Here is a 13,276-nt window from a genome sequence, read left to right as displayed (position 1 = left end):
GAATTACGAGACCCCGGGGTTATATCATTTTGTGGATATTAGTTGCGTCGAACAAACTTGTCCAAAACAATCAGTTGCTTCAACACAACTAAGTGCCCACCCTTCTGAACGTGTAGCTACGGAAGCACTCTCGCGGACCCGTCGCTCGTCGATGGGTCCCTTCGAAAACGATGCGGACCCCGTGTTCCAGCACGGGTCCGCGTGGGCTTCCGTGTCTAGGGCACGAAAGCCATGTCAGCAAACCCGTCCGGGACCCTTGAAACTCCCGGCACAGACCACGGCGGTATCGTTCTCACTGGCGACAGCGACGCTTGTCCGGGGTGCGGTCGCCCGCTCTCGACGCACGGCTACGCGTTCGAGGGCTTCGGCGGTCGCGCCACGCTGTCACCGTGCGGCCTCGACGTCAGCGGCGTTCCCCTTCGGGAGCTGCTCGACGCGATCGGCCGAGACACCTCGCAGTTCACAGATTCATGAGTTCCGACTCCACCACGCCGACGACCGACCCCGAGACGCACCGCATCCGCCACACCGACCTGACGACCTTCCAGATCGACCTCCTGACCGTCTGCGCCCGGCTGGAGTCCTCGCTGGGCGAGGTGAAGGGCCTCGCGATCAAGGACGGACTCGAAGACGTCATCGAGAAGCCGGTGAACCACGGCCGCCTCTACCCGAACCTCGACGAACTCGCCACGAAGGGGCTGGTCGAGAAGGGGAAGATCGACGACCGGTCGAACTCCTATCGCGTCACCGAGGAGGGGTTCCGCGTCCTCGACGAGCGCCGCGACCACATCGCGCGAGCGATCGACGGAGGTGCGTGATGTCGGAGAACGCGCACGTCAGCAGGATCGCGGAGCAGCTGGCGATCGCGGAGGCCGACGGCGACGAGCCGACCGTCATCGAGGTACCGATCACGCTCCACCGGAACGACCAGGGACTCCACGCGTGGGTCGACGAGAGCGCGGTCGGTGACGAGGTCGCGAACGCGATCGACATCGAGGAGGTCGAGCGCCGGCTGTTCGACCGCTTCCCGGAGGTGCTTCTCCGGAACGCGGAGGAGAACCTGACGCCGGAGTGGTGTCGGAAGCCGGACGAGGCGCCGCGGGTCGCGGTCGCGGAGTACTACCCGGACGTCGAGCGACTCGGCGGTGTCACGGTGTCGATGGACCAGCGCGCGCAGTGGGCGATGATCCCGCGGGACGACGGAGGGGATGCGTGATGCCGGAAGTCGTCGAACGCGAGACGGAGCGGACGTTCGAGATCACCGACCACACGGTTCGGCGGATCGCGGTCGAGACCGGAACCTCAGTCTTAGCGAAGTACGAGTGCGTCGACTGCGGCGCCAGCGCGAACTCGGTGCTGGTCTTCGATCAGCTGGACTGCGAGACGGGCGAACTCGACCGGCCGGAGGAGTTCGGCGAGTCGCCGCCGCCGGTGGACATGCGCGCCCTTCGCGACGTCGAGGCGATCGTCGACGACCTCGGTTCGATCGAGGAAGTGATCGACTTCGAGCGCGGCCCAACGGACAGGGAGATCACGAAGTACCTGCGCGTCGAGGTGGAGGGTTCGCCGGGGACGTACTACCTGAGCCCCGTCATCCGCGACCACGACCTTCGGATCGTTTCAGCGGGCGTCCACCCGCTCGGTCACCTGAAGGTGAAGCTGGTCCCGTTCGAGCAAGGTGGTCGGAATGCGTAGCTCAGATCTCGCCCTCGTCGACGATGCGGTCGAGCGTGAGGTCGTCGAGCACGTCGAAGATTTCGGCCTCCTTCTCGGCGGCCTCGGCGTCGGGTCCGTACGCTCGCAGGTCGGCGTGGTTCTCTTCCAGGTCGTCCAGGCCGTGGTAGCACTTGGGGCAGGTGACGACGACCGGAGCCAGCGGGAACCACCCGAGGTCCCGCTCGTCTTCGAGATACATCCGCCACTCGGTGGGGAGTCAGAAGTAGTGCGTGCGACCCTCGATACCCTCGTCGCAACTGGCGCACGTCTCGGAGGGAGACTCGCTCATCGATCTACCGGTGTGGTCGCTCACCAGCGACAAGAGCGTTCGGGAGGTGTCGCGGCGTGATCGACCTCGACGAACTGAGCGACGAGGAGATCGAGGCGGTCGTGAACACGAAGATGTTCCAGAAGGCGCTCGCGTACCGGCGTCTCTCGGAGGGCATCGACGTCCTCGAAGACGAGGGACAGGTCTTCGAGTCGATGGTGAACGCGATCACGAAGCAGCACTCGCAGGTGCGCTCGGAGGACTCGACGCGCGAGTTCTTCCGACTGTTCCGCGATGAGGTCGAGACGTTCACCGCGGAGATGGAAGCCGAGAGCGACGGCGCCGACGCCGGCGACCTCTCGGACATCGTGATCGACGGGGACGACCGATGAGCGGGAGCGACGTCGAGCGCCGCGTCGTCGACCCTGAGCGCCCATTCACGGGGGTAACGTACGGGCCGGCGGTCGACGACGACGGCTACGTCCTCACGCTGATCACGGCGGACGGCCCGCTCGAAGTCGAGTTCGACGAGGAGTCGATGTACCTCCTCTGGACCGAGGTCAAGGGCACGCCGTGGCCGGACCCGCCGACGTCGACCGAGCGGGACCTGCTGGTGAAGCGCCTCGTCGAGCTCGCGAACGGCGCCGACGAGGAGCTGCTCAAGGACGCGATCAGCGCGCTCGGAGGGAAACGGTGAGAGACGACGAGTACGAGGCGCCGGCGGGCGGTGACGAGCTGATCCCGATGGCGCCGCGGGAGGCGCTCGACATCTGGCTCGAACGCCAAGAGATGGACAAGGCGGAGAGCACGGTCCAGAGCTATCGCTACCGGGTCAGGCCGTTCGTCGAGTACCTCGAAGACGAGGAGGGTATCGAGAACCTGAACGACCTGAACGGCCGCCACCTGCTCCGGTTCGACTCGATGCGCCGGTCGGGCGGCGACATCCAGAAGAACACGCTGAACAACCAACTCGGGACGATTCGCCAGTTCCTCGAGTTCGGGATCAAGGCGAACGCGGTCAAACCCACGGTCGCCAGTCAGGTCGACATCCCGCACGTTTCGAAGGAGGAGCGGATCAACCGCGAGAAGCTGCCGACGCAGCGCGCGAAGGACATCCTCGCGTTCCTCGACCGCTACGAGTACGCGAGCCGCGACCACGTCATCGCGTTCCTGCTGTGGGAGACCGGCGCCCGTGCGGGGTCGCTCCGGGCGCTCGACCTGGAGGACATCTACCTCGAAGAGGACGATCTCGACCGGCTGCGGTATCAGGAAGACCTCGGTGTCGGAGAGTCGGTCCTAGAGGACATCCTCGCCGGCGTCGAGCTCCCGTTCATCTACTTCCGACACCGGCCGGAGACCGACACGCCGCTGAAAAAGCGGGACAGCGGGGAGCGTCCGGTGAACATCTCGGAGGAACTCGGCGAGGTGCTCGGCGCGTACATCCGAGTCCGCCGGGCGGCCGGAACCGACGAACACGGACGAGAGCCGTTGCTCTCCTCGAAGAAGGCGCCGGGCCGGATCACCGTCTCCGGAATCCGGGTTCGGTCGTACGAGGTTACGCAGCCGTGTCAGGTCGGGAAGGAGTGTCCTCACGACCGGGATCCCGAGGAGTGCGAGGCCCGAGAGCACGGCCAGAAGTCGCGTTGCCCGTCGGTCCGGTCCCCGCACAAGTGGCGGACGGGCTCGGTGACGTGGCATCGCGACCGAGGGTGGCCGCCGGAGGAGATTGCGACGAAGATGGCGACCTCGGTTGAGCTGGTGAACAGCGTCTACGATCAACCCGAGCAGCTGAAGCGGATGGCGATCCGTCGAGAGAACCTCGATAAACTGTACGAAAAATGATACACTCAAACGAAGCGCGCGATTCGGATGAACAGCAGCAAAAACCGAGTTTGTGTCCTCAGCGGTCCCATACGGAATTCTACGCGGACCGTCCGGATGCGGCTAGCGCGACCGCTGTCGCTCTTCGCGGACGGTGCGACGCGATCCGGGACAGTACACGTGCGGGTCGGTAACGGATGCGTACCTCTTTGCCCGTGTAGAATATCAACGAAACATGAAACGAACGGGCGGTGCGTTCCGGATCCTCCTGCTCGCGGGGATCATCTTCCTCGCGGGCTGTGCCGGCGCGGTACCCGGCGATCAGGCGCCGACGGGACCGGACGCGGGCGACGAGACGGCGGCCGAGGCGGCGAACGGCACCGTCGAGGTCCACTTCATCAACGTCGGGCAGTCGGTCAGCACGCTCGTCGTCGGGCCGGAGGGAGCGACCATGCTCGTCGACACGGGTCACTACAACGACGACGGCGAGTACGTGCTGGAGTACCTCCGGCGGCACGACATCACGCGGATCGACCACCTCGTCACCTCGCACAACGACGCGGACCACATCGGCGGCAACGCGGCGATCATCGAGCACTACGAGACGGAGGCCGACGGGATCGGTGCCGTCTACGACCCCGGCATCGCCGCGAGCACGCAGACCTACGCCGAGTACCTCGACGCGGTCGAGGAGCACGACGTGACGCTGTACGAGACGCGCGAAGGCGACGCGATCTCGTTCGGCGCGGTCGGCGTCGACGTGCTCGGGCCGCCCGAGCCGTACCTCGAAGGCGAAGCGCGCAACGAGAACAGCGTCGTGCTCAGGCTCACCCACGGCGAGACGAGCTTCCTGCTGTCCGGCGACGCCGAAGACGATCAAGAAGCGTACCTGATCGACGCGTACGGGTCGGAACTGGAGTCGACCGTGCTGAAGGCCGGCCACCACGGCTCGTCGAGCTCGTCGAGCGGCCCGTTCCTCGACGCGGTGGGACCGCGGGCGGTCGTCGTGTCGAGCGCGTACGACTCCCAGTACGGTCACCCGACAGAGGAGGTCCTCCGGCGGTTCGCGGACCGGTCGCTCCCGACCTACTGGACCGCGACGCACGGGACCGTCGTCCTCGTGAGCGACGGGAACGGCGTCTCCGTGCGGACGCAGCGCGACGCGCCCACCGACCCGCTCGCGGTGCGCGACGGCGAGCCGATCGAACCCGGGGCAGGCGGCGAGGTCGTCGAACGCGCTCGGCTCGGCGGCGACCCGGTCGACGGCGGTTCCGGAGGCGGAGGCGACGACGACAGCGACGCCGACGACGACGGCGGCGACACTGACGGAGGGGACGAGACGGCGTCGACCGATCCGGCCGCAGCCTTGGAAGTCGCGGCGATCAACGCGGACGCCGAGGGCGACGACGGCGAGAACCTGAACGACGAGTACGTGGTCTTCGAGAACGCGGGCGACGAGCCGATCGACCTGTCCGGGTGGACGGTCGCGGACGAGGCGGCGCACAGCTACGCGTTCCCGGAGGGATACACGCTCGACGCGGGCGCGACGGTGACGCTCCGGACGGGGAGCGGCGCAGACACCGACGCCGAGCTGTACTGGGGGGCGGGGTCGCCGGTCTGGAACAACGCCGGCGACACGGTGATACTCTCGAACGCCGCCGGGGAACGCGTGCTTGCGGTGAGCTACGAATGACCGGTATCGATCTCCCCGACGGCGAGTACACCGCGGTCGTGGACGGCGTCGAGGACGGGCTCGCGACCGTGTTCTTCGAGCGCGACGGCGACGAGGTGGGGGACGCGGTGCTGGACGCCTCGCGGCTTCCGCCGGACGGAGGGCACGCCGACGCGGTCCTGTCGGTGACGCTCGACGGCGGGCGTATCGAGGCCGCCTCGTACGAGCCCGAGGAGACGGAGCGCCGCGCCGAGGCGGCGCAGGACCGGTTCGATCGGCTCTCGGAGCGACCGCCGTCCGACGAGGGGGCGTAAGGGCGGCGCCGGTCGCTCCGCAACCACTAAACGCGGCTCGCTCCTTGCTTCGGTAATGGCCGACTGGACGGAGAAGTACCGCCCGAGCACGCTCTCGGAGGTGCGCGGCAACGACAAGGCCCGCGACGCGTTCGCGGAGTGGGCCCGCTCGTGGGACGACCATCACGAGGCGGTCGTCCTCCACGGCAGCCCCGGCGTCGGGAAGACGAGCGCGGCGCACGCGCTCGCGAATGACATGGGGTGGGAGACGGTGGAGCTGAACGCCTCCGACCAGCGCACCGCCGACGTCATCGAGCGGTTCGCGGGCCGGGCCGCGCGGAACGCCACCCTCAGCGGGAGCGCGGCCGGCGGCGGCGCGGCCGGCGGCGACACCGCCTCGCGACAGCTCGTCATCGTCGACGAGGCGGACAACATCCACGGCAACTACGACCGCGGCGGCGCCTCGGCGATCACGACGCTGGTCAAGGAGTCCGGCCAGCCCATCGTGCTCATCGCCAACGACTACTACGACATGTCGCGGGGGCTCCGGAACGCGACCCAGGAGATCGAGTTCCGCGACGTCTCCGCGCGCTCCATCGTCCCCGTCCTCCGCGACGTCTGCCGCAAGGAGGGAATCGAGTTCGACTCCGACGCCCTCCAGCGGATCGCGGAGGGGAACCGCGGCGACCTCCGAGGCGCGGTCAACGACCTCCAAGCCGCGACGCAGGGGCGCGACTCGATCGCGGTCGAGGACGTGGTCACCGGCGACCGCGACAAGGCGCTGGGGCTGTTCCCGTTCCTCGACGCCGTGTTGAAAGAGGAGTCCGCCGAGGAGGCGCTCCGGTCGGCGTACGCCGTCGACGAGACCCCGGACGACCTGACGGCGTGGATCGAGAACAACGTCCTCGACGTGTACGAGCCGGCGGCGGCGGTTCGCGCGTACGACTTCCTCGCGAACGCCGACGTGTGGCTCGGCCGCGTCCGCGCCACGCAGAACTACTCCTACTGGCGGTACGCGACCGACAACGCGGCGGCGGGCGTCGCGTCCGCCCGCGACGGCGAGAAGGGGGGCTGGACCCGGTACGGCCGCCCGCAGTTCTGGTCGTCGTCGGACGCGACCGCCGACGAGGTCGTCGGCAAGATTGCGGCCGCGAGCGGCTGTAGCGTCGCGACCGCCAGACGCGAGGTGCTCCCGTTCCTCGAGACCGTCACGCACCACTGTAAGCCCCGCGACCTGACCGTCGCGATGGCGGCCGCATACGACCTCGACGAGGCGGGCGTCGCCTTCGTTACCGGCTCCGGCGAGTCGACGAACAAGGTCGCGTCGATCGTCGAGGACGCGCAGGCCCGCCGCGAGGAACTGATCGAGGAGCACGCGGACGGCGCCTTCGCGCACGCCGCGGCCGACCGTCGAGACGACGAGAGCGACTCGGGCGCGGCCGACGACCCGGACCGCGACGGCTCCGAGGCGACCGCCGACGGGAGCGACCAGCGCGACTCGGCGGACGGCGCGGCCGCTGACGAAGCGGCCGACGAGGAGGAAGACGACGATCAGGCCGGGCTGACCGACTTCATGTGAGCCGGTCTCGGTGGGTAGTTCACCGGTTCCCGCTGCCGCTGAGGGGGGACGAACTCGGCCCCGAACCGCCGTCGCTCACGCCCGCAGGCTCGATCGCATCCACGCGGCAGAACTCGAACCGCGCGCCGCCCTCCCGGCCCTCCGTCACCGAGACGGTCCACCCGTGCGCCTCGGCGATTCGCTCGACGATGGCGAGCCCGAAGCCCGTCCCGTCCTTCGCGGTGGTGTGTCCAGCATCGAAGACGGCGTCTCGCTGGTCGGGGTCGATCCCGGGCCCGTCGTCAGCGACGTAGAACCCCTCGCGCGTCCGCCCGACCCGGACGCGGACCGCGGCCTCGTCGGGGTCCGAGGGAGTGCCGTCAGCCTGCGACCCCGCTCCCGAGGCGAACGTCCTCGGCGCGCCGCGCTCGTCTGGGTCCGACTCGTCGCCGCCGGTGCCGGCCGAGCCGGGTCCGTCCGGGGTCCCGTGTTCGATCGCGTTGCGGAAGAGGTTCTCGAGCGCCTGTCGGAGTCGGTCCGCGTCCGACCGGATCGTCGGGAGCGGTGCGTCGACGACGAGCGCGGCGTCGGCCGGTCGGCCCGTCGTCCGCCACGCGCTCTCGACGACCGACCGCAGGTCGGTCGGCTCGGTCGCCTGAACCGTTTTCCCCTCGCGCGCCAGCGTCAGGACGTCGCCGATGAGGTGGTCCATGCGGTCGAGGGCGTCGAGGGCGCGGTCCAGCTGCTCCGTCGACGCGTCGCCGTCGAGGTCGTCGGCCAGTTCGATGTTTCCGACCGCGACGGAGAGGGGGTTCCGGAGGTCGTGGCTCACGACGCTCGCGAACTCCTCCAGCCGCTCGCGCTGTCGTTCCAGCCGTTTGCGGCGCTCGACGCGCTCGTCGGCGGGGAAGAGGTACCCCGCCACGTCGCCGCGTTCGGTCGCCCGGCCACGCTCGTGGACCCACTGCGGCTCACTGTCGGACGCGACGCGGTACACCACGTCGACGGGGTCGGTCTCGAGCGCCTCCCGGAGACGGTCGCGGTCCTCGTCGGCCACGCAGTCGAGCCAACCGCCGTCCGGCCGCTCCGGGGCGTGGACCCGCGGATCGTCTCCCGCCTCGATCACGAACCGAGAGGGGTCCCCCTCGGGTCGGCGGTAGGCGATCCCGGGCCGTCGCTTCATCGGTCGTGACACGTGTCAACCAGATTACTCGGTCCACATAAACATTACTCAACTATCACTTGTCATACACTGAGATCAAGTCAAAATAACACGAAAAAATCGATCGCGGAAGCGGAACCGCCGAGAGACCTTTGTCGCGTCCGCCGATTGATCGCCGTATGCGCGCTGCGATCCTTCGAGACCACGGGGAGCCGCTCGCGGTTCGCGAGCTTCCCGACCCCGAACCGGAGCCCGACGGCGCCGTCGTCCGCGTGGAGGCCTGCGGCGTCTGCCGCAGCGACTGGCACGCGTGGGCCGGTCACGGGGAGTGGGCGGACGACCGCGTCCCGCGCGGCCAAGTGCTCGGCCACGAGCCGGCCGGCGAGGTCGTCGCGGTCGGCGACGAGGTCGACCGGTTCCGCCCGGGCGACCGCGTGGTCGTCCCCTTCTCGCTCGGCGACGGGACGTGCCCCCACTGCCGCCGCGGGGCCGGCAACGTCTGCGAGGACGGCCGCGCGCTGGGGTTCGAGGCCGCCGCCCCGGGCGCGTTCGCGGAGCGAGTGGCGGTGCCGGCCGCCGACTACAACCTCGTCGGGCGCCCCGCCTGGCTCGGCGCGACCGCGGCCGCGGCGCTCGGCTGTCGGTACATGACGGCGTACCACGCGCTCGCCGAGCGCGCGAACGTCAGCGGCGGCGACGCGGTCGCCGTCCACGGCTGCGGGGGCGTCGGCCTCTCCGCGGTCCAGATCGCCGCGGCGCTCGGCGCGCGCGTGATCGCGGTCGACATCGACGACGCGGCCCTCTCGCTCGCTCGCGAGCTCGGCGCCGACGAGAGCGTGAGTCTGGGGTCGTTGCCGGAGGAAAGTTCGGTCCCCGAGCAAATCCGCGACCTCACCGACGGCGGCGCCGACATCTCGCTCGACGCTCTGGGGATCGCCGAGACCTGTCGGAACTCCGTCCGGTCGCTGCGTCCCCGAGGCACCCACGTCCAAGTCGGGCTCACGACGGACGCCGAACGCGGCGAGGTGTCGCTCCCGACCGACTGGATGACCCGGTGGGAGATCTCGTTCCTCGGCTCGCGCGGGATGCCGCCGACGAGCTACCCGGACCTGTTCGCGCTGATCGAGTCGACGGGGATCGACCCCGGCGCCCTGGTCGCTCGCGAACTGTCACTGCCGGAGGTGTCGGGCCGGCTCGCGGCGATGGACGAGTACGAGGTGGCGGGCGTGGAGGTCGTTACCGAGTTCTGAGCGCGGCCTACAGCAGTCGCGAGAGGAACTGTTGCCCGCGGTCCGTCGACGGCTCGTCGAAGAAGGACCGCGTCTCGGTCCGCTCAACGACTCGGCCGTCGGCCATCAAGACGATCCGGTCGCCGACCTCGCGGGCGAAGCCCATCTCGTGGGTGACGAGGACCATCGTCATCCCGTCGGCCGCGAGCCCCTCGATCACGTCGAGCACCTCGCCGACGAGCTCGGGGTCCAACGCGCTCGTCACCTCGTCGAACAGCATCACCCGCGGCTCCATCGCGAGCGCGCGGGCGATGGCGACGCGCTGCTGCTGGCCGCCCGAGAGCGCGCCCGGGTGCGACTCGGCCTGATCGGCGAGCCCGACCCGGTCGAGGAGGTCGGACGCGGCCCGCTTCGCCTCGCCCTCCGGCTCGCCTTTCACCTTCTCCGGGGCGAGCGCGACGTTCTCCAGCGCGGTTTTGTGCGGGAAGAGGTTGAACGACTGGAACACCATCCCGATCTGCTGTCGGATCTCGTTGACGTCCGTCTCGATCACGGACCGGCCGTCGAGCCGGATGTCGCCGCCCTGAATCTCCTCTAGCCGGTTCGCACACCGGAGCAGCGTCGACTTCCCGGACCCGGACGGTCCGATGACGACGACGACCTCTCCCTCGTCGACGTCGACGTCGACGTCGTACAGCACCTGCGTGTCGCCGAACGACTTGTCGACGCCGTCAAACTCGACGAGCGGACCGGTCACGCCTCCTCACCCCCGTCGTCGTCGCCGGAGCCGAGCCCCGACAGCCGACCGAACATCCGGCTGTCGGACCCCCAGTCCGACCGGCGCTCCAGTCCGTTGACGAGCTGGCTCATCGACATCGTGATCGCGAGGTAGAGCACGCACACCCACACGAGCGGGGTCCACGGGTCCAGTTGGTTGCTGTTGATGTTTCGGAACACGCTCATGATCTCCGGGACGGCGATGACGGTCAGCAGCGAGGTGTCCTTCACGAGGATGATCTGGTCGTTGCCGATGGCCGCGAGCGCGTTGCGCCACGCCTGCGGGAGGACGACCTGCCGCAGCGCCATCACGCGGGACATCCCGAGCGACCGGGCCGCCTCCATCTGGCCGTTGGGGACGGCGTCGATCCCGCCGCGGATCGCCTCGCCGACGTACGCCCCGTGGTTCAGCGTGAGCCCGATGATCGCGGCCGGGATCGCCCAGTCCGTGAAGGGGAACTCGCCGGTCGCCCAGAGCCGCGGCACGCCGAAGTAGATGACGAACAGCTGGAACAGCAGGGGCGTGCCGCGGAAGAACTCGACGTACCCCTTCGCGATCCGTCCGGTGACGTTCGACGTCGAGATCCGGCCGAGCCCCACGAGGACGCCGAGCGACACGGAGAGGAGACTCGAGATCACGACGATCTGGATGACGAGGAAGAACGCCTCCGCGAACCGCCGCGCGATGAGCGGCGAGGCGAGCAGGCTGTAGTCGACCTGCGTCGAAAGGATCCAGGCCAACAGTCCCCCGATGGCCAGCACGAACCCCCCGGCGGCCACCTCGCCGACCCGCTTCACCAGCCGGTCGCGCATCAGTACGCCGCCGCCGCTCGACTCCGATTCTGTCTGTGTTGCCATGTGATATCAGGTAGAGACGGCGAGGTCCGGAGACTCAGCCGTCGAAGTACTCGTTGTAGATCTCCTCGTACGTCCCGTTCTCGCGGATCGTCGCGAGGGCCCCGTTGACCTCCTCTCGGAAGTCGTCGTCGTCCTGCCGGAACGCGATCCCGTACTCCTCGATCGTCAGCGTGAGGTACGGCGGCGCGTCGTCGCGGTCGGCCGCGACCCCGTCTCCCTCGAGGAAGACGACCTCCTCGTTCTCCGCGGCGAACGAGGCGCTCACGGTGTTGTCGTTGATGACCGCGTCCACCTGATTGTTGAGCAGCGCGTCGAACGCGCCGTTGATCTGGTCGTAGCTCTCGATCTGGAGGTCGCCGCCGAACTCCTCTTGGAGGTCCTCGGCGGCGGCCTCGCCGGTCGTCCCGCGCTGGACGCCGACGGACGTGCCCTGGAGGTCCTCGCGGGAGCCGATGTCGCTGCCCTCCAAGAGGAGGACGGTCTGGTACGCGGTGAAGTACGGGTCCGAGAAGTCGACCCGCTCGGCGCGCGACTCGTTGATCGTCATCGCGCTCATGATGACGCGGAAGTTCGCGTTGTTCAGCGACGCGATGATCCCGTCGAAGGAGGTCTCCTGGAACTCGTAGTCCATGTCGAGCTGCTCGCCGAACACGGCCTCGGCGATCTCGACGTCGAATCCGATGAGGTCGCCCGCCTCGTTGCGGTACTCGAAGGGCGCGTATGGGATGTCGGAGCCGATGGTGATCGTCTCACCGCCCCCGCCGCCGCCGCCGATACAGCCGGCGGTGGCCGCCAGTCCGCTCGCGCCGACCGCGGTCAGGTACTGTCGCCGGTTCACAGAACGGTTTTCGTCCATACACCGTTTCTCGGTTGATCACGATTTCAACGTTTCGGCCGCGAGATAGCAATATTTGCCGAACTGCGGGGGTTCGACAGGGTCGTTCAGGAGAGACGCCGCTCCGTTCGGGGCCGCGACCCGACGGCGAGCGGCCCGATCAGTCGCCGCCGATCGGGACGCTCCCGTCGCGCATCTCGTCGGCGCCGCGGAGGGTCCACGCCGCGCCCGCGGCGAGCGCGACGGCGACGGCCAAGACGGCGAGGTTGATCTGCTGCCACGTCGCGGTGTACAACACGAGGTCCCGGCCGAGCAGCAGCGTGCCCACGAGCGCGGCCAACGACCCGGCCGCCAACGCGCGAACGGTGTTGGCCGTCCCGGCGTCGAGCCCGTCGTACCCGCCCCGGACCGCCTCCGTCGCGTACGCGACGGCCGCGACGAGCCCGAGGTGTCCGGCGAGTCCGGTGATGTAGAAGGCGGCCTGCGCGGGCGGCGCGTATGTGAGGAACGGGACTGCCCGCGAGAAGACCGCGCTGGCGACGATACCGGCGACGGCGATTCCCGCGGCCGCCCGGAGCAGTCGCGCGTTCCCGCGCCCGCCGCCCCAGATCGTCGCCAGCCCGAGCAGCGTGAAGATGATCAGCGCCACGGACAGGTGCGCCGCGTGCGTGGACACCGTGTACCCGCCCGGGATGAGCCCGCTGAGGGTGACGGTGATCGCGCCGACGGTGATCTGGAGCGGTAAGATAGCGACCGCCAGCGTCGCCGCCAGCTTGGTCCGGCGCTCGAACCCGGACCCGAGCCACGTCCACCCGGCGACGCCGACGATGAGGAAGCCGGTGACCATCGCCCACGCCCGGTGGAACCACTCGATGAAGTCGGGGTTGATCGTGAGCGCCGGGATGAGCTGGTCGGAACACAGCGGCCACTGGGCCTGACACGCCAGCCCGGAGCCGGTCGCCGCGGTGTAGACGCCGAGCGAGAAGAGGACGAGCGTCATCCCCGTCGTCGCCGCCGCGTATCGCCTGAACGTTAGCCACGCGGGCCGAAGACTCATTAGCCGATTTCGGGCGCGCGCGCACTTAGA

General features: G+C 69.0%; 17 protein-coding genes. 11 read left to right on the top strand and 6 right to left on the bottom strand.

Annotation, left to right across the window (positions count from 1 at the left end; all coding sequences use genetic code 11):
* Positions 1–231: 231 nt before the first annotated feature.
* Genes EXE47_RS12395 through EXE47_RS12380 form a run of 4 tightly spaced genes read left to right on the top strand, consistent with a single transcriptional unit; the run spans position 232 to position 1,695 of the window.
* Entirely contained in the window at positions 232–474 is a 243-nt protein-coding gene (locus EXE47_RS12395; RefSeq protein ID WP_137708365.1) for a hypothetical protein, read from the top strand.
* Positions 471–818 (top strand): PadR family transcriptional regulator, encoded by a 348-nt coding sequence (locus EXE47_RS12390; protein ID WP_137708364.1) that lies wholly within the window; start codon positions 471–473, stop codon positions 816–818. The genes EXE47_RS12395 and EXE47_RS12390 overlap by 4 nt, the downstream gene beginning before the upstream one ends.
* Positions 818–1,216: a hypothetical protein gene (locus EXE47_RS12385; protein ID WP_137708363.1), complete on the top strand. Its 399-nt coding sequence runs from the start codon at positions 818–820 to the stop codon at positions 1,214–1,216. Before EXE47_RS12390 ends, EXE47_RS12385 begins: the two co-directional genes overlap by 1 nt.
* Entirely contained in the window at positions 1,216–1,695 is a 480-nt protein-coding gene (locus EXE47_RS12380) for a hypothetical protein (RefSeq protein WP_137708362.1), read from the top strand. The genes EXE47_RS12385 and EXE47_RS12380 overlap by 1 nt, the downstream gene beginning before the upstream one ends.
* A 1-nt stretch (position 1,696) precedes the next feature.
* Here the strand turns inward: EXE47_RS12380 and EXE47_RS12375 are convergent, their stop codons facing one another.
* Positions 1,697–1,915 (bottom strand): hypothetical protein, encoded by a 219-nt coding sequence (locus tag EXE47_RS12375; protein ID WP_241997581.1) that lies wholly within the window; start codon positions 1,913–1,915, stop codon positions 1,697–1,699.
* A gap of 146 nt (positions 1,916–2,061) precedes the next feature.
* Between EXE47_RS12375 and EXE47_RS12370 the strand changes: the two genes are divergently transcribed.
* From EXE47_RS12370 to EXE47_RS12345, 6 genes are all read left to right on the top strand, one after another.
* Positions 2,062–2,376 carry a hypothetical protein gene (locus EXE47_RS12370; RefSeq protein ID WP_137708361.1) on the top strand — a complete coding sequence of 105 codons (315 nt, stop codon included), beginning with the start codon at positions 2,062–2,064 and terminating at the stop codon, positions 2,374–2,376.
* Positions 2,373–2,681 (top strand): hypothetical protein, encoded by a 309-nt coding sequence (locus EXE47_RS12365; protein ID WP_137708360.1) that lies wholly within the window; start codon positions 2,373–2,375, stop codon positions 2,679–2,681. The genes EXE47_RS12370 and EXE47_RS12365 overlap by 4 nt, the downstream gene beginning before the upstream one ends.
* Positions 2,678–3,826: a site-specific integrase gene (locus tag EXE47_RS12360; RefSeq protein ID WP_094593221.1), complete on the top strand. Its 1,149-nt coding sequence runs from the start codon at positions 2,678–2,680 to the stop codon at positions 3,824–3,826. Before EXE47_RS12365 ends, EXE47_RS12360 begins: the two co-directional genes overlap by 4 nt.
* Positions 3,827–4,040: 214 nt before the next feature.
* A complete protein-coding gene (locus EXE47_RS12355; RefSeq protein WP_089308638.1) occupies positions 4,041–5,498 on the top strand; it encodes a lamin tail domain-containing protein in 1,458 nt (485 codons plus the stop codon).
* The gene (locus EXE47_RS12350) at positions 5,495–5,791 is read left to right on the top strand and encodes a DUF3006 domain-containing protein (protein WP_049930723.1); all 297 of its coding nucleotides are present in this window, start codon (positions 5,495–5,497) and stop codon (positions 5,789–5,791) included. Before EXE47_RS12355 ends, EXE47_RS12350 begins: the two co-directional genes overlap by 4 nt.
* 55 nt (positions 5,792–5,846) lie before the next feature.
* The gene (locus EXE47_RS12345) at positions 5,847–7,349 is read left to right on the top strand and encodes a replication factor C large subunit (protein WP_089308639.1); all 1,503 of its coding nucleotides are present in this window, start codon (positions 5,847–5,849) and stop codon (positions 7,347–7,349) included.
* Positions 7,350–7,368: 19 nt separating this feature from the next.
* Here EXE47_RS12345 and EXE47_RS12340 read toward each other — a convergent pair whose 3' ends face one another.
* Positions 7,369–8,523: a HAMP domain-containing sensor histidine kinase gene (locus EXE47_RS12340; protein WP_089308640.1), complete on the bottom strand. Its 1,155-nt coding sequence runs from the start codon at positions 8,521–8,523 to the stop codon at positions 7,369–7,371.
* 146 nt (positions 8,524–8,669) lie between these two features.
* On the opposite strand from EXE47_RS12340, the gene EXE47_RS12335 reads away from it, so the two are divergent.
* Positions 8,670–9,740: a zinc-dependent alcohol dehydrogenase family protein gene (locus EXE47_RS12335; protein WP_089308641.1), complete on the top strand. Its 1,071-nt coding sequence runs from the start codon at positions 8,670–8,672 to the stop codon at positions 9,738–9,740.
* 7 nt (positions 9,741–9,747) lie between these two features.
* On the opposite strand, the gene EXE47_RS12330 is transcribed toward EXE47_RS12335, so the two are convergent.
* From EXE47_RS12330 to EXE47_RS12315, 4 genes are all read right to left on the bottom strand, one after another.
* Positions 9,748–10,476: an amino acid ABC transporter ATP-binding protein gene (locus EXE47_RS12330; RefSeq protein WP_086215741.1), complete on the bottom strand. Its 729-nt coding sequence runs from the start codon at positions 10,474–10,476 to the stop codon at positions 9,748–9,750.
* The gene (locus tag EXE47_RS12325) at positions 10,473–11,309 is read right to left on the bottom strand and encodes an amino acid ABC transporter permease (RefSeq protein ID WP_049930713.1); all 837 of its coding nucleotides are present in this window, start codon (positions 11,307–11,309) and stop codon (positions 10,473–10,475) included. The genes EXE47_RS12330 and EXE47_RS12325 overlap by 4 nt, the downstream gene beginning before the upstream one ends.
* Before the next feature lie 79 nt (positions 11,310–11,388).
* On the bottom strand, positions 11,389–12,210 hold the full coding sequence (locus EXE47_RS12320; RefSeq protein WP_049930712.1) for a basic amino acid ABC transporter substrate-binding protein: 822 nt from the start codon (positions 12,208–12,210) through the stop codon (positions 11,389–11,391).
* Positions 12,211–12,349: 139 nt separating this feature from the next.
* Positions 12,350–13,246 (bottom strand): COX15/CtaA family protein, encoded by an 897-nt coding sequence (locus EXE47_RS12315; RefSeq protein WP_255510318.1) that lies wholly within the window; start codon positions 13,244–13,246, stop codon positions 12,350–12,352.
* Positions 13,247–13,276: the final 30 nt, after the last annotated feature.

The organism is Halorubrum sp. GN12_10-3_MGM, from assembly GCF_005435235.1.
Lineage (GTDB): Archaea > Halobacteriota > Halobacteria > Halobacteriales > Haloferacaceae > Halorubrum > Halorubrum ezzemoulense.
This window is presented reverse-complemented; position numbering and strand designations above follow the sequence as displayed.

Excerpts from the sequence above, each read along its gene's own strand:
- EXE47_RS12395 (WP_137708365.1), top strand. The coding sequence starts at position 232 with ATGTCAGCAAACCCGTCCGGGACCCTTGAAACTCCCGGCACAGACCAC.
- EXE47_RS12390 (WP_137708364.1), top strand. The coding sequence starts at position 471 with ATGAGTTCCGACTCCACCACGCCGACGACCGACCCCGAGACGCACCGC.
- EXE47_RS12385 (WP_137708363.1), top strand. The coding sequence starts at position 818 with ATGTCGGAGAACGCGCACGTCAGCAGGATCGCGGAGCAGCTGGCGATC.
- EXE47_RS12380 (WP_137708362.1), top strand. The coding sequence starts at position 1,216 with ATGCCGGAAGTCGTCGAACGCGAGACGGAGCGGACGTTCGAGATCACC.
- EXE47_RS12375 (WP_241997581.1), bottom strand. The coding sequence starts at position 1,915 with ATGTATCTCGAAGACGAGCGGGACCTCGGGTGGTTCCCGCTGGCTCCG.
- EXE47_RS12365 (WP_137708360.1), top strand. The coding sequence starts at position 2,373 with ATGAGCGGGAGCGACGTCGAGCGCCGCGTCGTCGACCCTGAGCGCCCA.
- EXE47_RS12355 (WP_089308638.1), top strand. The coding sequence starts at position 4,041 with ATGAAACGAACGGGCGGTGCGTTCCGGATCCTCCTGCTCGCGGGGATC.
- EXE47_RS12350 (WP_049930723.1), top strand. The coding sequence starts at position 5,495 with ATGACCGGTATCGATCTCCCCGACGGCGAGTACACCGCGGTCGTGGAC.
- EXE47_RS12345 (WP_089308639.1), top strand. The coding sequence starts at position 5,847 with ATGGCCGACTGGACGGAGAAGTACCGCCCGAGCACGCTCTCGGAGGTG.
- EXE47_RS12335 (WP_089308641.1), top strand. The coding sequence starts at position 8,670 with ATGCGCGCTGCGATCCTTCGAGACCACGGGGAGCCGCTCGCGGTTCGC.
- EXE47_RS12325 (WP_049930713.1), bottom strand. The coding sequence starts at position 11,309 with ATGCGCGACCGGCTGGTGAAGCGGGTCGGCGAGGTGGCCGCCGGGGGG.
- EXE47_RS12320 (WP_049930712.1), bottom strand. The coding sequence starts at position 12,210 with ATGGACGAAAACCGTTCTGTGAACCGGCGACAGTACCTGACCGCGGTC.
- EXE47_RS12315 (WP_255510318.1), bottom strand. The coding sequence starts at position 13,246 with ATGAGTCTTCGGCCCGCGTGGCTAACGTTCAGGCGATACGCGGCGGCG.